The organism is Kitasatospora sp. NPDC004272 (assembly GCF_053603035.1).
Window position 1 is genome coordinate 1 of record NZ_JBSGET010000061.1, and the last position, 22,015, is coordinate 22,015.

Below are 22,015 nucleotides of genomic sequence, written 5' to 3' on the forward strand. Positions count from 1 at the left end.
CGCCACAGGACGACTGCGTCGGGAGTCGGCGCGGATACAAGCAGCCGAGTCGTTCGAACAGGAGGTCAAACCGGCGGAGGTAGCCCGACTGGACCGCGGTACCGCCTGTCGCCGCGCTGTCTGGAGGAACTCCAGCAGTACGGGCCGAGCGGGGAGGTCTGGTACCCGCTGGCGGACCGTCAGGCCGAGCCGGCCGGCTTCCACGAGCTCACCCTGCCCGGCGCGCCGGCTGATCGCGGGCCGCGCGCGCCTTGATGGCCGCCCCCGGGCTTCGGGGCGGACATCAAGGTGTCGGCGCACCGCAGGCGGGGGCGCCCGATCGGGTGGGCCTGTCCGTAGCCGCCCCGGGGGCCGTTCCGGGCCGCTACGGTGCTGGTGGACCAGCCGGGTCCGCGGGCAAGGGGAGGATCGTCGTAGGGGGTCAGAAGCCGGGTAGGGAGCGTTGGCAGTGGCCCGGGGCGGGGCACGAGCACCCCGGTTGGGGCTTGGAGGCGATCCCGCAGCCGGGCGGCTGGCAGGCCGACAACCGGCTGTTCGAGGAAGTCAGCGGGGCGGCCTTCGCGGCCTGGCTGCCATGTCGGGACGTGGCGCTGACGCTACTGGTCAAGGACGCGGTGACCACGGCCCGGCTGGTGGAGCCGGCTTGCGGGGCGATTATCAAGCTACTGAACTTGATTGGGTGATGTCGGAGCCGTTCGCCTGACGGCGGCCCGTCGGTTCCGGTAGCCCTGGGCTGTTAGGTACGCGCAGGGCGGCGGGTTGACCGACGCCGAGAGGGCCGCACGGGAGCGGATCCGGCTGCAGGCCGTGGAACACTTCGAGGGCGGGAAGAAGAATCGGGAGATCGCTGTCGCGCTTCGGGTCAGCGAGCGGTCGGTGGAGCGGTGGCGCCGGGCCTGGCGCGAGTGCGGGGATGTCGGGGTCCGGTCGAAGGGATCTCCGGGCCGCCCGAGGCTCAGTCCGGCCCAGACCGCCAGATTGGAGCGGGAGTTGGAGCACGGCGCGCTGGTCCATGGCTGGGCGGACCAGCGGTGGACGCTGGCGAGGGTGAAGACACTGATCGGCCGGCTGTTCCACGTCTCGTACACAGTGGAGGGCACCTGGCGGCTGTTGAAGCGGCACGGCTGGTCGTGGCAGCAGCCCACCCGGCGGGCGATCGAGCGCGACGATGCGGCGGTCGAGGTGTGGAAGAAGGAGACCTGGCCGCGGGTAAGAGGACCGCGGCGGAGCTCGGTGCGTGGCTGGTCTTCGAAGACGAAGTCGGGCAGTCGCTGACTCCGCCGCGTGCCAGGGCATGGGGGCGCCGCGGCTGCACCCCGGTCGTGCGGGTCCGCGGACGCGGCTCCGGGCGTGTCTCAATGGTGGGCATGACCTGCTACAAGCCGGGGCAGCGGTCCAGGCTGATCTATGCGGTCCGTGAGTACCGCGGCCGTAAGGGAGAGCCCAAGGGCTTCGGTTGGCGCGACTTCCGCGACCTGTTGGTCCGCGTTCACGCCCAGCTCGGCGGCCCGATCGTGCTGGTCTGGGACAACCTCCGCCTGCACCTGGCCAAGCCGCTGCTGGCGTTCATCGAGGCAAACTCCCATTGGCTCACGGTGTTCCGACTGCCTACCTACGCCCCCGATCTGAACCCGCAGGAGGGCATCTGGTCGCTGGTCAAGCGCGACCTCGGCAACCTTGCCGCAGCCGACCTCGGCCAGATCACCCGGGCTGTGAAGCGCAGGCTCAAGCAAATCCAGTACCGCCCCGACACGGTCGACGGCTGCCTCGCCGGTACCGGCCTGACCCTCGGCAGTTGACCGACTGCCCGCTGGCGGCACCATCGCCCCTGCGGCAGGCAGGCCGCCAGCAGCCCATTCCGCCCGTGTCAGAAGAGGTCCAGCAATTCCGCGAGGGACGCGATGGATGGCACCTCCGTTGTGAGCGATCCCCGGCAGACCGCGCGCCCCGCATACCCGAGTCCGATCGCAGCGGCGACCAGGTCCGGATCGTCGTCGACGAACAGGCACTGCGCGGGCGCGAGCTCCAGCGCGTCGCTGGCATGGTGGTACATGCGCGGGTCCGGCTTGTTGCAGCCGAGCACTGCGGAGATCGCATATGCCTCGAAGAACCGCCCGATCCCCAGTCCCGCATGAAGGTCGGGCAGATTGGGCCAGGCATCAGACACCACTGCCATCCGCACGCCCCGGCGGCTGAGCTCTCCCAGGGTGCCCACGACCTCCGGATAGGTCTCCAGGAGTGTGGCCGGCGGGACCTCTCGGCGCAAGTCGGCGAGGAGTTCCGAGGTCGGTTCCACCCCCACGTGACGAAGCATCAGCCGGTGGTAGTCGTCGGGCTCAGGCTCGGGCGACGAGGCAGCGAGGAAGCGGTCGCCCGCGGCGATGGCTGCCACGAACTGCTCCGACGTGATCGAAGGCACGTGGGAGAGAACGGTCTGCTCGAAGTCCGCCCGTGGGTTCCACCGGCCGCCGATCGGCTGCATCAGCACGCCGCCGGAGTCGAAGAGAACAGCGCGGAGGTCTTCGTGAGGAGCGGGTCGTGTCGTCATTCGGCTCAGTCTGGTCAACGGACGCCCGTTGGTCGACCCTTGAGCGATCAGCCGGTCTGAGCCAGACCGACATCACTAATTCAAGCTCAGTAGTGAGCGAGATGCCGCTGGAGCTGAGCGGCACGGGCGTGCCCGGCGCCGCCAGTCCGGAGTTTCGCCGCCTGGCCCGCGCCGGCCGGGGCGCGAGCCCCGAGGGCGTGTACCGCGAGTGCGGGCTGATGACGAGCGCCGAGTGGCGTGCCGCTGCGAACACCGCCCTGGACGCCCTCGTCGGTTACCGCGCGGCCCGTCCCTGACGGGCGTCTGTCCGCGCTGTCCGACGGCCCTGCGCGCAGCTGGCGTGCCAAGACCGGGTCTTCTCTGCGCCGTCGGGCCCTGGGCCTCGGAGGCGGGAGTTTCGGCGCTTCTCTCCCGGCAGGGGCGGGTTCGCCGATATTGCGGAAGCTGTCCGCTGTCTGACCGCCCCGTCGCTCCCGGTACGGCCGAGCCGATCGGCATGTCAGGCCGCGAGGTCCAGGCATGGGATGCCAAGAGACGGCTTGCCTACCGTTCAGCGGCAAGCCGTCCAGGAGTCTCGGCTACTGCGGCGGGTTGTCCTGCGTTCCCTCGTTGCCCAGTTGTTCCTTGAGCTTGTCCTGGGCCGTGTCCACCTGGCCGTTGTACTTGCCCTGGGTCTTCTCGTCAGCGAAGTCCCCCGCCTTGTCGATTCCTCGCGAAGCCTGGTCCTCGTGGCCCTTGAGCATTTGCTTCAGCTTGTCCATGACCGACATGTCAGCACTCCTCAAAGCCGGTTCGTCAGCAGTGGCTCTCAGGATCACTCCCCGCGGCCGCGACCGCATCCGAGAATTCCTGTCTTACCGCATGTGCCGCCGGTTCACACCCGCCCGGGTGGGAGCCGGTGCGCTGCGGGGTGAGTGGCGAGATCCTGCTTGAGTGCCGGGTTCAGCAGGGTGAGGGCGTCGGCGGGGCGGTGGTGGCGACCGGCAGGGCGTGGTGGTGGTCGACGGCGGGGGTGTCGGGCTCCCCCGGTGGGGCAGGGGTGACCAGATGGCCTCGGTGGCGGCTTTGACGCGGCGGCCGCGGACCATGAGGCGCTGATCTTCGTTTGGGTACCGCGTCGGCCCGTGAGCGGGAGGCGGTTCCCGGCGGGCGGGGTCAGGGGGCCAGGAGGCGGACCTGTTCGTGGGAGCAGTTCAGGACCGCGGCGATGCGGCGCAGGGTCCAGCCCTGGGAGCGGGCGGCGGCGACGGCTTCGCGCTGCGCGCAGTGGTGGAGGTCGGCGAAGGCGGCGTTGAGGGTGGCCAGCGAGTGCAGGCGGTCGTGGACGGGGGCGTCCTTGAGCTGGTCGCACAGATCGGTGAGGTGGTGGGCGGTGCGGTCGACGGCCGCGCTCCAGGGGGTCGGGTCGGGCACGGGCGGCCTTCCGTTGTGCCGGGGGCGAAGGGGGGCCGCGCCCGCGCAGGCCTGCCTACCCTACGCCTTCGCCCGTGACGCGCAGGGCGAGCAGGACGATGTCGTCACCGTGGTCGGGGCCGGCCAGGGTGTCGGCCAGCAGGTCGAGGGCCGGCGGCAGCGGGGTGTGGTCGGCGGCGGCCCGGGTCAGGAGGGCGGCGGCGCGGTCGATGCCCTGTTCCAAGTCGCGGCCGCGGTGTTCGACCAGGCCGTCGGTGTAGAGGAGCAGGAGGGAGCCGGGCTCCAGCAGGCGTTCGTGGACGGGGCGGCCTTCGGGTGGGGCCAGGCCGGGGTGGAGCAGCAGGCCGTGCTCGGTGAGGCGTTCGGTGTCGCGGTTGGGGTGGGCGAGGAGCGGAGAGGGGTGGCCAGCGTTGGTCCAGCGCAGCAGCCACGCGCCGTGGGGGCGGGGATGCAGGTGGGCGTGGACGAGGGTGCCGCTGATGCGGGTGTGCAGTTGGTCGTTGGCGCGTTCGAAGGAGGCGAGGGCGTCCGCGGGGCTTCCCCCGCAGTCCACGTCGGCCTGCCGCAGCATGCTGCGGGCCTGGCCCATCAGGGTGGTGGCGTGCGTGTCGTGTCCGGTGATGTCGCCCACGGTGACGGCCAGCGGTCTGCGCCCGTCGGCCGCGCTCCGGTGCGGAAGGACGGGGTAGGCGTCGTACCAGTCCCCGCCGACCATGTCGTGGTGGGCGGCGGGCCGGTAGAGGGCGGCGAGTTCGAGTCCCGGCGTAGGGGGGAAGTCGGTGAGCATGGCCTGCTGGAGTTGGCGTGCGACGCTGGTGCGCTCGTCCAGGTGCAGGGCCCGTTCGACCGCCAGGGCGGTGTATCCGGCGATGACCGTCAGGACGGCGCGTTCGTGGATGTCGGTCTCGTGCGGTTCGTCCCAGGCGGCCACCAGCGTGCCCAGGGTGGGGCGGCGGGTGCCGGGCAGGGGCACGCACACGGCCGAGTGCAGGCCCATCTGGTCGAAGACGACCACGGTGTGCGGGTCGTAGTGGTCGACGAGTGTCTGGCGGTCGGGGACGCTGACCACGCGGTTGTCCCGCGCGGCCTGCGCGGTGGGCCACCCGTCGGTCAGGGCGTACAGCGGGACCTGTTCCTCCAAGGGCACCGGCCCGCTGGTGGTGTCGACGGCGCGTCGCAGCTTGTCGTCGTCCCCGAGCAGGATCAGCCCCACGTACGCCGGTTTCAGGTCTCCGCTGACCAGGTCGCTCACCGTGGTGCGCACCTGGTCCAGGCCCAAGGTGTTGCCGAGCAGTTCGGCCGCCCGCAGCAGCAGTTCGGAGCGCTCCAGTTGGATGCGCAGTCTCTGCTCGCTCGCCCTGGCCGCTCCGGTGAACGCCTGCGCCTCTTCACGGGCCTCCTGCGCGGCGTAATGCGCCTCGATGGCGCCCCGTGTGCTCACCCGCAGCCGCAGCTCCGCCGCGCACACGCCGGCCAGGTCTTCCAGATCCTGGCGGTTGTGCCCGGTCCAGGTCCGCGGGCGGGGGTCGTGGACGGCCATGACCCCCAGGCACTCGCCCCGCGCGCCGTCCAGCGCGGCCGCATGGCCGTCGGCCGCCCATCGGGTGAGGTCGTCCACCATCAACAGCTCACCGGTGCGTGCCACGTGCCGACGCAGCGCCGCGTGCCAGGGCTGTGCCGGTGAACGCTCCGGCGGCCAGCACTCAAGCGCCTCGGCGTCCACCGGGCCGGCCGTCACCGCGACGACCGCCTCGGGTGCGGCCAGCACGCTGGCTGCCAAGCGGGCGAAGCGGTCCACGAGTCCTCGCACCAATCTCACAGCGGGCGCACCGCCGGATCACGACGGTGTCAACACAGTTGACAGACTCTACCCCCGACCGCCCCGATCACCGACCCGCCGGCCCGACCCGCCGCTCGTCGGTGGGGGCGGCGAGTCCCTGGTCGAGCGCCGGGCGCAGCGGGGTGAGGGCGTCGTCAGGGTGGGCGGACAGCAGCGGTTCGCCGTCGGCGGCGTCGACGGCTTGGCGGCCGCGCAGCAGGGTGACCCAGTCGCCGGTGCCCTGATACGGCTCGGTCCAGCCGACGGGACCTCCGTTGTGCTCAAGGGCGCGGGCGGCGGAGCGGTGGGGCGGTGGAGCAGCAGGGTCAACCGGTACGCGGTCCTGAGCACCGCACGGGCGCGGTCGAGTTGGCCCGCCACCGGTCCCCGCTGTCTTCGACAGCAGGGACCAAGGGGTTGTCGCCCGCCCGAGGCCCCCTTGCCCGGGGTCGCGGAGTGGCAGGTGGAGGTGGCGGTGGAGCAGTCGGCGGGGGTGTTGTTCGGGCTGCTCGGCCTGGCCGTCGTCGTCGGGACGGGGGCGGCGGGCGGGGTGGTGGACATCGAGGTGGCCTTCCGTCAGGTGGCGGGCCGGGCGGGCACGGTGGCCGGCCCGGCGCCCGGACCCGGCCGGCCCTGCACCGGCCCCCTTGTCCGCCGTCTGGACAGACCCCTTGTCCACCCCGGTTGTCCCGCCCGAATTGCCGCGTTCAAGGGCCTTGTCCTCCCGGTATGTCCGTGACCGACACCACAACCACCGGCAGGTGGACCAGCGCGATGACGAGCTCCGGCACGGCCGGGCACGAGTAGGCCGGGCGGCTTGTCCAGGGGAAACGCGCCGGTGTCCAGGGGAAACGCACTGGCCGGTCGGCTCCGCCCGGGGCTTCCGCGGGGCCTGTCCACCGGCGGCGGGGCGTGCTGCTGGAGCTGTCCACGGCCCGCCGACCGCGGCGAACCCCCGGCCCGACCGGCCTTGTTCGGCAGGTTGTCCCGCCTGGCCGTGACCGGCGGCGGCCGCGGCTGGTCTCGATCGCGACCGGGATCGGTTCGTCGGGGCTGTCGCCGTACTCGGCGAGCAGGTCGAGCAGGTCGAGCAGCAGCCGGTAGCCGGCCGCGTCGTCGTCGATCCGGCGCTTGGCCAGCAGCCGGCCGGTGCTGGAGCAGCGGAACACAGCGGCCGCGACCGCCGGGGTCAACCCGTAGAGCGGGGGCAGTGGACGGTTCCGGTGCAGGTACGCTGGCGGCCTGGCCCTCATGTCGACGAGCGTGAGGGCCGGGCCGTCGTCGCTGGTGCCGACGGATGAGCTGCCGTGGTGAAGTCCGTCTGGGTACCGCTTGCTAGGGCTGCGTCGTGGAGGATGCGGAGGGCGGCATGAGGCAGCGGGTGTTGACGGTGAAGGTGAGCCGGTCGGTGCTGACGTCGATGAAGTAGCGGCCCTCATCGTGCTTGGCGTACAGGAGCGCGTCGGGTTGGTTGTTCACGGTCTCGCGGTAGCTGGTGATGGTGAAGCCGTCCTTCTCCAGTGCGGCTTTGATCTTGCGGACGGCTCCGGGATGCTCGGCCAAGGGGACGGTGCTCGACACGTGGTAGGCAAGGGTGTAGCGGCCGTCGTCGGCGACCTCGCCGTTCTTGCCCTCGCAGTTGCTGAAGAAGGGCTTGACCGTGTCGGCGGTCAGGGTGACGCCGGCACTCTGGGCCATGTACTCGGTCACCTTCTGCGCCCATGCCTGGGCGTCGCCCTTGGCCATGGCGGGCAGCGGCTCGTTCGGATCGGGGCTGTCCATGCATGCTCCCAGGAGAAGTGACAGGGACAAGGCGGCAGCGCCTGCCAGGGCGCGGTGCCTGGGGAGTTTGCTCGGCCGGTTCATCGGCGGGCCTCTTTCGGGGTGGTATTCAGGGATCAGAGGCCTGGCACGACGTAGTTGATGGCGTCGGAGTCGCCCTTGTGGTTGTCGATGGTGCTCGGCGTCCGTCCGGCGATGATCTTTCCTTGGTTGGCCAGGCTCTCGCTGTGGGGATCCCAGTAGCCGCTGTGCCCGGAGGTGTCGATCTTGAGTGTCTGTCCTCCGAAGTTGCCGTTAGTCGGATCCCATCCGAGGGTCAGGTCGGCGGCGAGTCTGATGGTGTCGTCGTCCGCGGTTCCGGCCCAGACGTGGTGGGGGTCGATGTGGAGCTGGGCAGCGTTGTCCGTCCGGCAGATCGTGGTGAGCAGCACCGCCAGGAGGTGCGGGGCGCTCTCGTCGCCCCCGTCGGCGGCAGCACGCCACCACCGTTCCGCCATGGCCTCGCTGTCTCGGGTGTAGAAGACGCAGCCGATTTCGAGGGCGCGGTCGCCTTTGAGGACTTTCCCGGAACCGGCTGCGGTGATCGACCGGCACAGGTGGTGCGGTTGGAGGCGGAGTTGCGCCCGGCAGGCGGCGGAGCTCAGTGGGGTTTCGGTCCGGCCGGGTGTGGTCCGGGCCGTCGGGGCGGTCGTGAGCGGGGTCGGCCCGGCGGCGCCTTGGGGCCCGCTGGAGCGGTGCCCGACGGCGCGGGCGGGGGACGCTCGCCGCTGGTCGGCTTGTTCGGTGGCGACCCGCTCGGCGAACTTCCGGACGAACGCGTCTTCCGCGGCGGCGTCATAGTGCGTCAGTTCCTCGTCGATGCGCGCGGCTTCGTGTTCCAGCAGATCGTGGAGGTCGGTCATGAGGGGGTCTCCTGGTCGTCGCCGGGATTGAGGGTGCTGTCGAGGTAGTTCCAGCTCGCGCCGAATTTGGTTCAGCCAACGCGCCTGAACCATCTGAGCAACCCGAGATAACACCGCCAACCGCCCGGTCCCGGCGTTCAACCACCCCCTCACAACCGCACCCGAGCCCGACCGTCCAGTTCCAGCAACGACAACACCACCAGCCGACCGGAGCCACGCCCCGGCCCCGGCCGGCCAGCACCCCGGCAAGCCGAAACGGCCCGCCGGACAGACCAACGGACCGTCACGAAAGATCGAGGCTGAAGGGTTTCACCGGAAGCTTCCCAGGAATTCTGGGTCAATTTCCGCGAATTCCCCGCACCTTGTAAATGATCAGACCTAGTGCTATCGCTCCTCCAACGATCATAGCTGCCAATCGGAGGGTCGGGTTGGAACTTCCTGCGATGATGCTTACTGCCACGGCAGCCACCAGGGCTATTACGGCGATGGGCACGTAGCGCCTGGCCGCGTTACTCTGATTCATTTTCCTCCTTCGCATCGTCAGCAGTTCTCCGAGAACCCGCAGGCTACCGACCACACCAGCGCCGTTTGTGCCGCCGCCAGGCCGACAGCGCCCAACAGAGTCAGCGAAGCTCCCCCGGTCGGGATTGCCGCGATGAGGCCGACTCCGGACAAGACGGTGTTTATCGTGTCCCCGATCGACCAAAGGCCGTTGGGGTCGGTGTGGTTGACGGGGTCGCCGCTGCTGTAGGCGTAGGTGTTGGTTTCGCGGCCCGAGGGGTCGGACTGGGTGAAGCGGCCGAGGGCGGGGTCGTAGGAGCGGGCGCCCAGCTTGTAGAGGCCGGTGGGGTCGAGGTAGGCGCCGGTGTAGCGCCAGGGCTGGGGGACGGTTTCGGTGGTGGTGCGGGCGGTGCCGTAGGGGGTGTAGGCGTAGGCGTCGACCTGCTGGCCGGCGTTGTCGACCACGGTGGTCACCGAGCCCTGGGCGTCGGTGAGGTAGTGGTAGGTGGCGCCGCCTCGGGTCATACCGGTGAGGGTGCCCGAGGGTTCGCGGATCATGCTGCTGGTGGTGGTGCCGGTCCGAAGGGCCGTCACCCCGAGGGCGGTGTTGGCGAAGGCGGTGGTGCCCAGGCGGGTGCGTTCGGCGCTGTCGGTGCCCGCGTAGACGGCGTCCAGGTGGGTGCCGCCCGTGGTGATGCCGGCGAGTTGGGAGAAGTCGGTCCAGGTTTCGGCGGTGCGCGCGCCGGTCGGGGAGGCGGCGGAGGTCTCGTTGCCCGCGGCGTCGTAGGACCAGCCGGTGGTGGAGCCGCCCGAACCGGTCAGCTGGTTGGCGGCGTTGTAGGTGTAGGTGGCGTTCTGGCCGGTGCAGGTGCTGGCGGAGGTGGCGGTGGTGTTGGTGGTGGTGAGGTTGCCGGCGTTGTCGTAGCAGTAGAGCCAACCGGCGGTGCGGGTGCCGGCGGTGTTGGTCTCGACGGCGCGGGTCAGGCGGCCGAGAGTGGTGTAGGTGTAGGTGGTCTTGTTGCCGGCGTTGTCGGTGCGGGTGGCGGTCTTGGTGCCGTCGGTGCCGTTCGGCCCGGTGGTGTAGGTGTAGGCGAGCTTCGACAGGGTCGCACCGGTGCCGCTGGTGGCGGTGATGGTGGTGGGGCGGCCGTCGTTGTCGAAGGTGGTGGTCTGCTTGGCGCCGCCGGGGAGGGTGGCGCCGGTGCGGTGGTTGTTGTCGTCGTAGGTGTAGGTGGTCTTGGCGCCGCCGGGTTCGGTGAGGGCGGTGAGGCGGTTGGCGTCGTCGTAGCCGTAGGTGACGGTGCCGGACGGGTCGGTGGAGGTCTTCACGTTGCCGGCGGCGTCGTAGCCGAGGGTGGCCTGGTCACCGGTGGGGAGTTTGCGCCAGTCCTCGCGGCCCAGCGGGTCGTAGTGGAAGGCCGTGGTGCCGGTGGGGTCGGTGCGGGTGGTGAGGTTGCCGTCGGTGTCGTAGGTCAGGGCGATGTGGATGGTGGGGGTGTCGAGGGCGGTGGGGCGGTCGTGCTTGTCGTAGGTGTAGGTGGTCTTGACGCCGCGTCCGTCGGTGACGGTGGCGGGGCGGCCGGCGCTGTCGTAGGTGGTGGTGGTCTGGCCGAGCGGGGCGGGCGGGGTGACGGTGGTCAGGTTGCCCTGGGCGTCGTGGGCGAAGGTGGTCTTGTTGCCGCCCGCGTCGGTGGCCGAGCAGCGCTGGCCGGGGAAGCCGCCGCAGGTCGGGGTGGCCGGGTTGTAGGTGTAGTCGAGGTGGGTGGCGCTGCCGCCGGTGGTGGTGTCCTTGGCCTGGGTGAGGTTGCCCGAGGTGTCGTAGCTGTAGGTGCTCTGGTTGCCCTGCGGGTCGGTGAGGGTGGCGGGCAGTTGGGCGCCGCCGCGGGCCGCGTAGCCGCCCAGCAGGGCGCTCGCGCCGAGCGGGAGCTTGGCGGAGGTGGGGTTGTTGCCGTTCCAGCCGAAGGTGGTGGTGTTGCCCGGCGTGGTGCCGGTGCCGAGGGCGTCGGTGGCGGTGGCCTGGTTGTGCGCGGCGTCCCAGGTGGTGGAGCGGGTGTGGCCGAGGGCGTCCTTGACGGAGGTGGTCTGGCCGTTGCCGTCGTAGCTGTAGACGGTGGCGTGGCCGGCCGGGTCGGTGACCGTCGTCGTGCCGGCCCGGAAGTCGCTGTAGGCGTAGAGGGTGGTCAGGCCGGTGCTGCCGCCGGTGGTGGTGACGCGGGTGACGGAGGTGACCCGGTCGTAGCTGTCGTAGGTGAAGGAAGTCGCCCGGCCCTCGGGGGTGGTGACCTCCGCGATGCGGTAGTCGGAGTCGTAGGCGTAGGCGGTGGGGTGGCCCTCGGTGTCGGTGATGGTCAGCACCTGCGCGTCGTCGGGGCCGGTGAAGGCATAGGAGACGGTGCGACCGGTGCTGTCGCTGGCCTTCCAGGTGTCGGTGCCGGTTGCGGTGAGGTCGGTCCAGCGGCCGGAGCGGGCGTCGGTCGCCTTGGAGCCGGTGGTGAACCCGTTGGAGTCGGTGTGCTGGGTGACGTTGATCGCGTCGCCGTTGCGGTCGGTGATCGCCGCCAGGTTGCCGGAGGAGTTGTAGGTCTCCTTCGTACCGTCCTTGCGGTGCAGCAGGGTCCAGGTGCCGTCCGCGTTCGCGGTCAGGGACTCGTCGTAGCCGGTGGCCACCTGGTAGGTGCCGTCGGCGTTGGCGTCGAAGGTGATGTTCTCCCCGGACGGTCCGTAGGCCACGACCTCGTCGGAGAAGACCTGCAGGTAGCGGTCGTAGGCGCCGAACCAGTGGTGTTTTAGCGGCCCGTAGGGGCCGCCGCTGAGCGAGTTGAAGGTGCGGGTCAACTGCAGGCGCTGCCCCACCGCCGCCAGGTCGAGGTCCGTGGCGTCCAGCATCAGGTTCCCGTCCCACAGGTTGACCTTCGCCACCAGCGCGTCGTCCAGCCGCACCGTCGTGGAGCTGTTCCACGGGATCTCGCCCTGGCCGAAGGGGACGAACACCCGTGGCGACACCACCCCCTGCACGGACGCGGACCCTGACGAGGGCGAAGCCGAGGCCGCCGACTGCGGCTTCGCCGTGGGCGCGGCGGGCCGGGGTGACTTGGAACGCTGCGAGGCCGGTGCCTCGGTCACCCCGGTCGGGACGGCCGGGCGGGCCACCGCCGCGCCCGATCCCCAGCCGGACGGCGTCGCCGCCGACGCCGCCCAGGAGACTCCCTGCACCAGCGCTCCGGCGACCGCCACCGCGCTGGGACGGGCATGCCGGAGCGTCCTGCTCCGGGCATGTGAAGAACGCATCTTCCCCCAAGGAAGACATCCGTCGACCCTGCCGGCCGACGAGCCGCGCAAACGTTCCCACACGCACCGCCCCGGAAAGAGGCCCCCGTCTACCCTCGAACTTTCTCCCCAGACACCCAGAACCAGCCGACCCCGACCGGCGGACGAAACACCACCAATCGCCCGCGGCCACAGCGCCCGCCCCGTCGGCACACGCCATCGCCATGGCCGAGAACGACCCACCGAACTGCAGCGATCCCGCTCAGACGTCCGTCCACGCCCGCCACATCCACAACATCCGGAACACGCCCGCCCACTTGCCCCCACGCAACCCTCAAACCGGACAACCATGACACCCGTGTCCTCCTCTTCGCCGGCCAGGACCTCACCGGCTGGCCCCCAGGCGACACCGAACGAGTCCTGGAGCAGCTGGTCGAAGCCGGCTGGCTGCACCGGCTGCAACTGTCGCCGACGCGCTGGCCTCGCGATCGGAGAACCCCACCCTGGTCACCGTGCCCTCGCTGCTGCCCCACACCCCCTACCTGCTCACCTTCGGCATGACCACCCGCCCCAAGATCTCCGGCTGGGCCCAGAAAACCATCGGCGGCCGCAAGCTCTGCAAGAAGAAGCCGGGCGCCGCCACCCACCTCCTCGCCCTGTGCACCGCCGCCCACAGCCACCCCGACGGCCACACCCACCCCGACGGCCGCCTCGGCCACGGTCAGGACGGCGCGATCTCCCTCGATGCTGCCGCCGCGTTCTGCGCCGTCCCGCCGGAGTACCTCGCCGAGCACGCCGACCTGCTGATCGCCGCCGACCGGCTCACCGAAGCCGACACCGCCGACAGCCGACTGCGCGGACGGCTCGCCGAACGCGTCTGGCCCCTGGGCGAGCCGCCGTAGCAGCAGGTTCAGCGCAGTAGAACGACAGCGGCCCGCACCCAGGTGGGTACGGGCCGCGGCCGGCTTGCTCAGCGCCCTCGGCAGCCGACGGCCCGGTAGGGCGAGTATCGGACCCGTCCGGCTGGGGAGAACGAGGGGCCAGCATGTACGGGACTGATGTACTCATGGTCCATTTCGGGGGACCCCGTAGTCACCAAAATGGACCATGAGCACATCAGCGTACGGAACCTGCCAGGAGAAAGTGGTCCCCTCCCTCGGCTTCTCTACCTGTCCGGCTCAGGCCCAGGGCGGTGGGACGGTGCCTTCGGCCCACAGCGCCAGGGCGCGCTGGTCGACGGTGCGGATACCGACCCGGGTGCAGAAGGCGGCGGCGGCCTTGGTAAAGGTGCTGGTGGTGACGACCAGGGCGAGGTCGCAGCGGTGGACGTCGCGGTAGGTGCCGTTGACCTTCTGGACGTCCTGGGAGCCCACCAGGGTCCTGGGGCCGTAGCGCTTGGCCTGGATGAGGATGCGCTGCCCGGTGGGGGTGGTGGCCAGGACGTCGGCGGCGAGGTCGCCGGCGCCGCCGACGACGGTGACCTTCGTGCAGCCGTCACGGCGGCACAGCGTCGCCAGGGCGTGCTCGAAGTCCTTCGGGCCCATGGTCAAGAACGCGCCGATGTGCCGCAGTTGCGCGACGCGTGCCTCGTGTTCCCGGCGCGAGGCCGCCGCACGGTGGCGGACCACCAACAGCGCGGCCGCCAGGGTTGCGGCCAGCAGGCCGAGCAGGAGCAGCAGGTGCTGCAGGAGCCACGTCAGCACGAGCAGCACCGCGATGATCACGGCCACGGCCAGGCCGAGCCGGAGAACGCCGTCGTTGCGGGCCTGCGCGCGGCGCTTGGCGCTGCTGCGGCGCCGGACTGGCCTGCGTGCCACGTGCTCCCCTTCTTCGGGCCGGGTTCCTGGCCGTGAGCGTAGGAGGAGGCGGTCGAGCGCCGCAGGCGGTCGTGGCCAACCGGCCGGATCGCGGCGGTCGGTGGCCGAACGGGCCTGGTTTCCCGGGGCGATCCCGCGATTCAGCCTCGGAGGCGCCTCCACCCTGGCATGTTCACCCTGAGCTTTCGGCCAGTCACCAGGGGTGTGGTGTGCAATACACCGTCAGCGCGTCCGCGCTACTCGCAATCATCGTCTTCGTTCGACTGCGGCGCCGCACCGAGGCCCGTTCCCGCTTCGACGAGACGGTCACCGTCGTCAGCGCCGTCACCCTCGGCGTCCTGATCGCCGCCACACCCCTGGGCACAGCTCTCAGCGACATCGTCGCCTCCTTCGCCGCCGCGACCCGCTGAGATCCGCCCCCTGAGGAAGAACGGCCGGATCAAGGTCAGGCCCGCCTCATCCCCGCCCGCGCGGGGATGGCCCCTTCGTCGCGCCCTGGGTGGAGCGGAGGATGACCTGCTACCCGCCCGCGCGGGGGAACTGACGGTCGTGGTGTCGGAGGGCCGTGGGAGCATGCGCCCGTACCACCACGCTCCTTGACACCTCCCCAGCAGCACCGAACAACAGCCGACCACCGCCATGGCGAACGCCGGCCACTCGGTACAGAACCAACCAGGCAACCCCGGAACCCCGCCTCGCCCACACGCCGAAGGGTTACCAGCCCGTCCCAGGAAAGGAAGTGACTTGATGTCGCTAATGTCCGAATCCCTGAAGCTTGCGAATTCCCGGCCCACCAGCGCATAACACCGCAGCTCAACAAGGCTGCTTCCCGCCCGCGCGGGGATGGTCCCTACTACGGGGACATGCTCGCCTCCCGGACGAACTGCTTCCCGCCCGCGCGGGGATGGTCCCGGCCACCGTCGCTGCTGGTCAGGCGCTACGGACTGCTCCCCGCCCGCGCGGGGATGGTCCCCCGGGGCGGCGCACGATGGTGCCGCGGGTCCACTGCTCCCCGCCCGCGCGGGGATGGTCCTTCGCCAAGAAGCCGAAGCCGAAAGCCAAGGAGCTGCTCCCCGCCCGCGCGGGGATGGTCCCCTCACCCAGCACATGCCGCCCGGCCTGGTCGGCTGCTCCCCGCCCGCGCGGGGATGGTCCCTAGCTTTCGCGCTGGCATTCCTGGGGATTGGACTGCTCCCCGCCCGCGCGGGGATGGTCCCGCCAGCCGCCGCCTGGGCTGGAGCGACGGCCCCTGCTCCCCGCCCGCGCGGGGATGGTCCCGCCCGGTGCGAAGCCCTGTTCGCCCACACCGGCTGCTCCCCGCCCGCGCGGGGATGGTCCCCGCCTGGGGACCCGGCCGAACTCGTCGATGAGCTGCTCCCCGCCCGCGCGGGGATGGTCCCTGTCCTTATAGGTAACTGTCCCGATCGGCATCCTGCTCCCCGCCCGCGCGGGGATGGTCCCGGGGCCTTGCCGCGCTGGATCAGCAGGACGCTCTGCTCCCCGCCCGCGCGGGGATGGTCCCGACGGCCCCGAGCTGTTCACGCTCGGCTCGGCCTGCTCCCCGCCCGCGCGGGGATGGTCCCTCGCGGTCGCCGCGCCGCTCGGTGGAGCGCCGCTGCTCCCCGCCCGCGCGGGGATGGTCCCGGAACCCGCATGAAGCCATCTGTACTCGTCGTCTGCTCCCCGCCCGCGCGGGGATGGTCCCGGCATCCGGGCGGCCAAGGCGAAGGTCGAGGACTGCTCCCCGCCCGCGCGGGGATGGTCCCCTGTACCGCTCCCGGCTGCGGGCGGACGCGGTCTGCTCCCCGCCCGCGCGGGGATGGTCCCACCGCGGCCCGCCTGCTCCTCGCCGCCGTGGCCTGCTCCCCGCCCGCGCGGGAATGGTCCCGACGGCGTGTGCCAGGTCCTGACGACGCATCGCTGCGCCCCGCGCCCGCGGGGATGGTCCCCGCCCAGGTGGTGCGGGAGGCGATCGAAGCCTGCTCCCCGCGCCCGCGGGGATGTTCCCGAGCGCTTCGCCCTGGCGGTGCTGGCCGGCCTCTGCTCCCCGCCCGCGCGGGGATGGTCCTCACAATGCGTGACCTTGAGGAGATGCGGAATCCTGCTCCCCGCCCGCGCGGGGATGGTCCCGACGGCCAGGCAGCCGCCCATCGTCCAGTTGGCTGCTCCCCGCGCCCGCGGGGATGGTCCCGTGGAGTTCGGCCTGGACGTCTCGACCGGCCAGCTGCTCTCGCGGCCGCGGAGGTCAGCCGGCTTCGCCAGGCCGGCGCATGGCTCTGTCCACGAGAACGGGTTCTGGCTCAACTTCCGTGGTGGCCCAGCAGCCAGGCTCATTAGCATCGGGCAGTCGGCAAGTCAGCGGCCTGTTCCCAGGACGGCGCAGTCGTGGCTGGCGTCGTTTCACGGAAGTTGAGCCAGAACCCGAGAACGGGCAGCGAATGTACACCGGTTTGGGAAGCAGGGGAGGCCCATGCGGGATTCGAAATGTTCACGGGTTTCGACAGCAGCACCGCCGTGGAGGGTTTGCTGTCGGGGGGTGCTCGCCGGCCGAGGGCGTCGGGTGTCTAGGGTCGCGTTCCATGACGAGGACCACGCCCCCGCGCCCACTCGATGTCGAGGGGCTCTTCCCGGAACTGGCCGCCTACCGCGGTACGACGACGCGCCTGCACCCGCGGCCGGGCAGGCCGGGGGTGTCGGACAGCTCGGTGGGCGGTCCGATGCTGTGGCCGGCGGACGAATCGTGGCCGGTGTGCGGCGAGGCCCACGGCCGCGGGCGAGGGCGCCGCCCGGCCGACATCCACCGCTACCGGCGGGTCCTGTCCGCCGCATGGGCCCGGGAGGAGAACCCGGGCCCCACGCAGGAGGAACGCGAACTGCTCGGTGAGCTGCGGCTGGAGCGCCGGTTCCACGAGGTGTCGGAGACGGATCCGCTGCCGATGATCGGCCTTGCCCAGCTGTACCGGCGGGATGTTCCGGACCTGCCGTCGGGGCAGGGCGACTGCGACCTGCTCCAGGTGTTCTGGTGCCCTTTCAACGCGCACGGGCCGGGCCGGTACGACCTGGAGCTGCACCTGCGCTGGCGGCGGTCCTGGGAGGTCGGCGTGGTGTTGGCGGTGCCCCCGCAGCCGCTGGTCGTCGGGTACGACGGGTTCGTACCCGAGCCCTGTGTCCTGCACCCGGAGCAGGTGGCCACGTACCCGTTCGCCGGCCTCCTGCCCGAGGCCCTCTGTGCCCGGATCGATGCCTGGGAGGAAGCCCTTGAAGAAGAGGCCGAGCAGTCGGCGGACGAGAACACGCCCGAGCCGGTCGGCTACCAGTACGACCTGTCCGTCCCGCCCGGCTGGCGCGTCGGCGGCTTCGCCTCCTGGCACGCCACAGACCCGTCCCCCATGGACTGCCAGACCTGCAGGACACCGATGCAGCTGCTGCTGACCATCGACAGCTCGGAGTGGGACGGCGGCAGCGGCAGCTGGAAGCCGACGGAGGACCGAGACCTTCCCGCCCACCGGCACGCCACACCCACCGGGGTCACCGTGGGCCGCTCCGGCGAACTCAACGTCTTCGCCTGCCCCACCGATCCCAACCATCCACACCGCTGGAGCGTCCAGTAGCTCGCAGAGAAACTGCAGAGCCGTCACGACGCCGCAGGTCGCGAAAGGGTCCTCTCCGCCAGCGCGGGGCAGTTGCGGTGGCTGCGGCGGTGCGCACTCGGGGGTCGGGGCCTTTCCGGCGTTGGAAGGGAATCGGGTTGAGCTGTGTTGTCCGCGGACAACATGGTGCCGGTGTGTGAGCTCGGGGCGAGCAGTTGTTGAGGGGCGATCAGGTCGGGGTGGGCCAGCGCGGGCCGTGGTCGGGGTCGCCGTGCCAGATCCACTGCCGGTCCGGGGTGACCGTCATGCCGTAGTCGTAGACCGTCGGCCGGCCGAGCTGCTCCCAGTGTGTCCAGGCGTTGTCCAGCAGGTCGGCGAGGTACCGGGGGCCGCCCTGGGTGCGGTAGACACCGTCGGGGGTGGCGGACAGGGTGGTCCAGGATGCGGCGTTGTCGTGGATCCAGGCGCTGGTGCCGTCCTGGTCGACGGCGGTGGTGATCGTCAGTTCGGGCAGGGCGACGCGCAGGTGGAAGAGCAGGCCCCAGTCGGTGCGCAGGTGTTCGGGGTTGCGGGTGGTGTGCTGTTCGGGGCCTGAGGGCGGGGTGTGGGTGCGGATGGCGGTGAAATCGTGGGGGCCTGCCGGGGTGGTGGTGCGGTCGGGCATGAACTGGGCGAGGCCTTGCATCCAGCCGGTGGCGTGGGTGTGGCCGGGGGCGACGGTGAGGGCGGTGTGGCCGAGGCGGCCCCAGGGGACGACGAGGCGTCCGCCCGGGCGGGTCTGCTCGATCCAGGCCCAGGGCACCCGTTCGACAGCGTAGGTGGCGATGACCCGGTCGTACGGGGCGCCGACCGGGTGGCCGTGGCTGCCGTCCCCGGCAATCGCTTCGACGTCCAGGTCGGCGGCCTTGAGTCGGGTGGCGCCGGCGGTGGCGAGGTCGGGGTCGACTTCGACGGTGGTCACCCGGCCCGGTCCGGCCCGGTGGGCGAGTAGGGCGGCGTTCCAGGCGGAGGGGCTGGTGCCGAGTTCGAGGACGCGCCGGCCGGGTTCGAGGCGGAGGGAGTCGAGCATGTCGACGACCAGGGCCTGGGCGGAGAGGCTGGAAGTGGGCAGGCCGTCGGTGATCTGGGTGACTGCGGCTTGGTGCGGGTCGCCGTACAGCAGTTCCAGCCAGCGGTCCGGGTTCGAGCCGCGGTCGACCGGCTGCCAGGCGTGGCCGTCCCAGTCCCACAGCCGCTCCGGGGCGAATTCGTCGCACGGGAGGCGGGCGACCGCGTCGCGGATCCACGGCGAACGCTGCGGCCACAGTCCGTCGGCCGCCATCTCCTCGTCCAGTCGCCGTCGGGCCTCGGCGGCCGCCTTGGCAGCGGCGCCATCGGCCGTGACCACTTGAGGCCCCTTTACTTCTTGTGCTTGCCGTCGCCGGGCGGCGGCGGGGGAACCTGACCGTCGGAGTTCCCCGGCGGAGGGGTCCCCTGCCCCGGATCCGGCGTCGGCTTCTCGTGCTCGCCCATCGCACTCCCCCTCCCTTGACAGCGGTCGGACGACCCGGCCGCTCACCGTCCCCATCCTCCCTCCGCCGCACACCGGACGGTAGTACGCGTCAGAACGTATGACGGATCAGTGAGTTGACGCCGACTCCGCGTACTTCGGGCCGCCCGGCGGCGGACACCGCCTCACACCGCCGTACCACCGTGCCCGGATGCACCCACAGCGCTCCTTGACTTCTGCATTCCTTGCACGGCCGAACAGGGCAGAGGAATGGCAGAGCCGTCGCAACATCGCAGGTCGCGAGGTCGTCCCCGCGCGAACGAGGGTCAGGGGGCCGATGGCCGCCGGCCGCGACGGGCGTGCACATCCCCCCGCGACTCGGCGAGTCCCATCCCTCCCAACCCCTGGAGGCCATGTTGATGCCCCGTCAAACTACTTGCTCCACAGGCTAGTTGGAGAGAAAAGCGTCCTGCCGACACGCGCGCCACGCGGACCGGTCGCCGGCCGGGGGGCTCCGGGCTCTGCTCACTCTGCTGATCTTGGCCGCCACCGCGCTGCTGGCAGGTCCGGTGTCCACCGCTGCGGCGGTCGGCAGCGAGGCGGACGCGTTCCACATCGGAGCCGACGGCGGCCTGTGGAGCTCCGCGTCGGACGGCTCACTGTACGAGTACTGCGCGGACTACCCGATCTCCGCGCCGTTCGCGATCAGCAGCCCGGCCAGTGCCCAACCCGGCGGCCGGATCGCCGCTGCCTGGTCAGGCACCCAGCTGACACTGGTCACCACCGCCTGGACGGGCTCGGAGAGCTGCGGATGCAGGTCCATGCACCGCTGCCACGGTTCCCACTCGAACCAGTCCTCGTCGGCATGCGGATCCCTGATCTCGATACAGCCGTGGATGTCGGTGCCCATGGCCGTGAGGCCGGGGCGCGGACCAACGCGCCAGCCGGCCCATTTCTCCCGGGTAGGCTCACCTCCGCGCCCGCCCTGCCCTGGGATTCACCAAAATCCGGCCAGGGTCGAATCGGCTGACCGTCGACAGGAGGCGACTGGGCGGTGAACTTGCTCCCCTGCGCGTATTGCGGTTCGATGCCGTACCGAAGGGGGCAAGGCCCACCAGCACCTGAGACAAGGCGAGTTCAACCTGGGCCGGGTAGGTCGACGGTTCGCTGTTGGATCGGCGTGTCTGGGCCGTAGCCTGTCCCTCTGGGTTGATCGGCTCGGCGGGGGTGCCGTGACCGGGGGGAGGGCTATGGACGAGAGCGGTCGGGCGGCAAGGGGTCCTGTCTCCGAACAACCGGTGTCCGGGGGCGATGCGGCACGGGTGGCGGCAGGTCCGCCGCCCCCTCCCCTGCGGTTGGCGCCGCTCCACCCTCCACGGCCCGCAGCTCCTTCGCCTTCGGCTCCGCAGGTGCGCATGCCTCCGGGCCGGCCGCGCTGGTGGCGGCGCAGGCGACGGGCCGTCGCGGCCGGACTGCTCACGCTGGCGATGCTGCTCATCGCGTTGGCTTACGCCGCGGCTCAAGCTGCTCGGGACGGCGGATCGGTGGCGCTCATCGAGGTCTTCCACCATCCGCTGTCGTACGGCGCCGCGGTGCTGGTGCTGATCGTCCTCGCCGTCCTGATCGGGTTCCGTTCCCGGGGGACCAGGACGCTGCTGCTGGTCCCGATCCTCGGCTGCGCGCTGCTGGTCTCGCCCTTCGCGCTGCTCGCCTTCGGCAGCATGCCGCACAAGACCGCGGACCGGCCGGCTCCCGGTCGGTCCGACCGCAGCCTGGTGGTCCACGAGGGCACCGCGGTGATCGATCCGCTCTGGTGGGTCTCGGTGGACGCCGGCTCCGGCCTGACCGCACGGCGGTGGCCGGTCGGCTACTTCAACGGCGACGCCCCCGACAACGCGCTGGCCTCGGTGCAGTGGGACGGACCCGACCGGATCAAGCTGGCCACCGAGGGCGGCGAGGTGTTCGTGGTGGCCCTCGACCCGGAGAGCGGACGGCCCGAGCGCCAGGTACGGGTGGGCTGAAGGCTCGATGTGGACGCGATGCTCCAGCCGACTCGGCGGAGCCGGATGCCGGGACAGCCCTGGGGAGCCGCCCGGCCGATCGTGTGACTGTCGTTGGTCCGGGTGTGGGTGGGGGACGCGGGCGCGAGGGGCGCGCCTCTTCCGACCGCACCCCGAGAGCGAAACCCACGACGATCGTCTCCCCGCGACGCGCGCTCTCCGCTGACGAGCGATGATCACATGCGGCCGTCCTGACAACCGGTTCTCCGCTCCTGGAGCGGGACGGACCGGGTTTCCGGGCGGCGTCGGGTCTCTGGTCGGCGCCGCTTCGGGTAGGGGGCGCCGGGCGGGGCGGCCCCCGGTGTGGGGGGCGGATCGGGCCGGGGCGTGCTGGGTGGGTGCAGAAGACGGGTGGGGCGAATTTTCCGGTCGGGGGTCTCGGCGGTGGGGCGCGGCTCAACGCGACGTGGCCGTTCGGTGTGCTCGTGGTGGAGGCCGGGCGGGTGCGGCTGAGGATCCGTCCGTTCGGCGTGTTCGGGCGGGTCTTCGGGGCGCGGCCGCTGGAGGGCACGCCGGCGGAGGTGGTGGAGGTCTTCCCGTGCCGCGGTCGGCTGGGGACGTCCGGGGTCGGGCTGCGGACCGCCGGGGGCGAGCGCTACTACTTCTGGACGGGTGCCGGCGCGGAGGTCCTCGACGCCTGCCGCCGCGAGGGGTTCGCGGTGTCGGCCGAGGTGCGGCGGATGTGACGGCCGGGCCGCGGGCGCTCGGGCGGCCGCGTCGGGGGCGGGGGCGGGGTGCCGTTCCGCGCTAGCCTTCTCGACGGGCGCCTTCCGCGGGTGGGGCGCCGGGTGGGGACGCCCGGTCCCGGTGGTCCCCGAGCGATGGAA

Annotated in this window: 18 protein-coding genes, 1 pseudogene and 1 CRISPR repeat array; of the genes and pseudogenes, 8 read left to right on the plus strand and 11 right to left on the minus strand. The window is 71.4% G+C overall.

Annotation, left to right across the window (positions count from 1 at the left end; translation table 11 throughout):
* The first annotated feature begins 485 nt into the window (after positions 1–485).
* Together ACWEO5_RS19805 and ACWEO5_RS19810 are read left to right on the plus strand one after the other, a co-directional pair.
* A complete protein-coding gene (locus ACWEO5_RS19805) occupies positions 486–683 on the plus strand; it encodes a hypothetical protein (protein ID WP_452163592.1) in 198 nt (65 codons plus the stop codon).
* Between the two features lie 76 nt (positions 684–759).
* Positions 760–1,799, plus strand: a protein-coding gene (locus ACWEO5_RS19810) for an IS630 family transposase (RefSeq protein WP_452163593.1) whose coding sequence is annotated in 2 segments (ribosomal slippage) — positions 760–1,182 and positions 1,185–1,799 — 1,038 coding nt in all. Because the reading frame shifts where the segments join, the coding sequence is not laid out codon by codon here.
* Between the two features lie 68 nt (positions 1,800–1,867).
* Here ACWEO5_RS19810 and ACWEO5_RS19815 read toward each other — a convergent pair.
* Entirely contained in the window at positions 1,868–2,548 is a 681-nt protein-coding gene (locus ACWEO5_RS19815) for an HAD family hydrolase (protein ID WP_452163594.1), read from the minus strand.
* Between the two features lie 92 nt (positions 2,549–2,640).
* On the opposite strand from ACWEO5_RS19815, the gene ACWEO5_RS19820 reads away from it, so the two are divergent.
* A complete protein-coding gene (locus ACWEO5_RS19820) occupies positions 2,641–2,844 on the plus strand; it encodes a hypothetical protein (protein WP_452163595.1) in 204 nt (67 codons plus the stop codon).
* 282 nt (positions 2,845–3,126) lie between these two features.
* Here the strand turns inward: ACWEO5_RS19820 and ACWEO5_RS19825 are convergent, their stop codons facing one another.
* The 7 genes and pseudogenes from ACWEO5_RS19825 to ACWEO5_RS19855 all read right to left on the minus strand — a co-directional run bounded on the left by ACWEO5_RS19825 (position 3,127) and on the right by ACWEO5_RS19855 (position 11,956).
* Positions 3,127–3,318 carry an antitoxin gene (locus ACWEO5_RS19825; RefSeq protein ID WP_033254893.1) on the minus strand — a complete coding sequence of 64 codons (192 nt, stop codon included), beginning with the start codon at positions 3,316–3,318 and terminating at the stop codon, positions 3,127–3,129.
* Between the two features lie 385 nt (positions 3,319–3,703).
* Positions 3,704–3,961: a hypothetical protein gene (locus ACWEO5_RS19830; RefSeq protein ID WP_452163596.1), complete on the minus strand. Its 258-nt coding sequence runs from the start codon at positions 3,959–3,961 to the stop codon at positions 3,704–3,706.
* A gap of 55 nt (positions 3,962–4,016) precedes the next feature.
* Positions 4,017–5,759, minus strand: coding sequence for a PP2C family protein-serine/threonine phosphatase (locus ACWEO5_RS19835; RefSeq protein ID WP_452163597.1), 1,743 nt, complete (start codon positions 5,757–5,759; stop codon positions 4,017–4,019).
* Positions 5,760–6,790: 1,031 nt separating this feature from the next.
* Positions 6,791–6,973, minus strand: a pseudogene (locus ACWEO5_RS19840) (hypothetical protein); the annotation flags it as partial.
* 142 nt (positions 6,974–7,115) lie between these two features.
* Positions 7,116–7,592, minus strand: coding sequence for a hypothetical protein (locus ACWEO5_RS19845; RefSeq protein ID WP_452163598.1), 477 nt, complete (start codon positions 7,590–7,592; stop codon positions 7,116–7,118).
* An 86-nt stretch (positions 7,593–7,678) separates the two neighbouring features.
* Positions 7,679–8,464, minus strand: a complete 786-nt coding sequence (locus tag ACWEO5_RS19850; protein WP_452163599.1) for a hypothetical protein — start codon at positions 8,462–8,464, stop codon at positions 7,679–7,681.
* Between the two features lie 540 nt (positions 8,465–9,004).
* Positions 9,005–11,956 carry an RHS repeat-associated core domain-containing protein gene (locus tag ACWEO5_RS19855; protein WP_452163600.1) on the minus strand — a complete coding sequence of 984 codons (2,952 nt, stop codon included), beginning with the start codon at positions 11,954–11,956 and terminating at the stop codon, positions 9,005–9,007.
* Between the two features lie 788 nt (positions 11,957–12,744).
* Between ACWEO5_RS19855 and ACWEO5_RS19860 the strand changes: the two genes are divergently transcribed.
* Positions 12,745–13,134: a hypothetical protein gene (locus tag ACWEO5_RS19860; RefSeq protein WP_452163601.1), complete on the plus strand. Its 390-nt coding sequence runs from the start codon at positions 12,745–12,747 to the stop codon at positions 13,132–13,134.
* Positions 13,135–13,410: 276 nt separating this feature from the next.
* Here the strand turns inward: ACWEO5_RS19860 and ACWEO5_RS19865 are convergent, their stop codons facing one another.
* The gene (locus tag ACWEO5_RS19865; RefSeq protein ID WP_452163602.1) at positions 13,411–14,049 is read right to left on the minus strand and encodes a restriction endonuclease; all 639 of its coding nucleotides are present in this window, start codon (positions 14,047–14,049) and stop codon (positions 13,411–13,413) included.
* A 209-nt stretch (positions 14,050–14,258) separates the two neighbouring features.
* Here ACWEO5_RS19865 and ACWEO5_RS19870 point away from each other — a divergent pair, with 209 nt between their 5' ends.
* Together ACWEO5_RS19870 and ACWEO5_RS19875 are read left to right on the plus strand one after the other, a co-directional pair.
* On the plus strand, positions 14,259–14,459 hold the full coding sequence (locus tag ACWEO5_RS19870; protein WP_452163603.1) for a hypothetical protein: 201 nt from the start codon (positions 14,259–14,261) through the stop codon (positions 14,457–14,459).
* 412 nt (positions 14,460–14,871) lie between these two features.
* Positions 14,872–16,240: a CRISPR direct-repeat array (repeat unit 29 nt; unit sequence CTGCTCCCCGCCCGCGCGGGGATGGTCCC).
* Positions 16,241–16,628: 388 nt separating this feature from the next.
* Positions 16,629–17,660, plus strand: a complete 1,032-nt coding sequence (locus ACWEO5_RS19875; protein ID WP_452163604.1) for a hypothetical protein — start codon at positions 16,629–16,631, stop codon at positions 17,658–17,660.
* A gap of 208 nt (positions 17,661–17,868) precedes the next feature.
* Here the strand turns inward: ACWEO5_RS19875 and ACWEO5_RS19880 are convergent, their stop codons facing one another.
* Together ACWEO5_RS19880 and ACWEO5_RS19885 are read right to left on the minus strand one after the other, a co-directional pair.
* A complete protein-coding gene (locus tag ACWEO5_RS19880; protein ID WP_452163605.1) occupies positions 17,869–19,026 on the minus strand; it encodes a protein-L-isoaspartate O-methyltransferase in 1,158 nt (385 codons plus the stop codon).
* Between the two features lie 781 nt (positions 19,027–19,807).
* A complete protein-coding gene (locus ACWEO5_RS19885) occupies positions 19,808–20,038 on the minus strand; it encodes a hypothetical protein (protein ID WP_452163606.1) in 231 nt (76 codons plus the stop codon).
* A 499-nt stretch (positions 20,039–20,537) separates the two neighbouring features.
* Here ACWEO5_RS19885 and ACWEO5_RS19890 point away from each other — a divergent pair, with 499 nt between their 5' ends.
* Both ACWEO5_RS19890 and ACWEO5_RS19895 read left to right on the plus strand, forming a co-directional pair.
* Positions 20,538–21,149, plus strand: a complete 612-nt coding sequence (locus tag ACWEO5_RS19890) for a hypothetical protein (RefSeq protein WP_452163607.1) — start codon at positions 20,538–20,540, stop codon at positions 21,147–21,149.
* A 482-nt stretch (positions 21,150–21,631) separates the two neighbouring features.
* The gene (locus ACWEO5_RS19895) at positions 21,632–21,874 is read left to right on the plus strand and encodes a hypothetical protein (RefSeq protein ID WP_452163608.1); all 243 of its coding nucleotides are present in this window, start codon (positions 21,632–21,634) and stop codon (positions 21,872–21,874) included.
* The last annotated feature ends 141 nt before the right edge of the window (positions 21,875–22,015 follow it).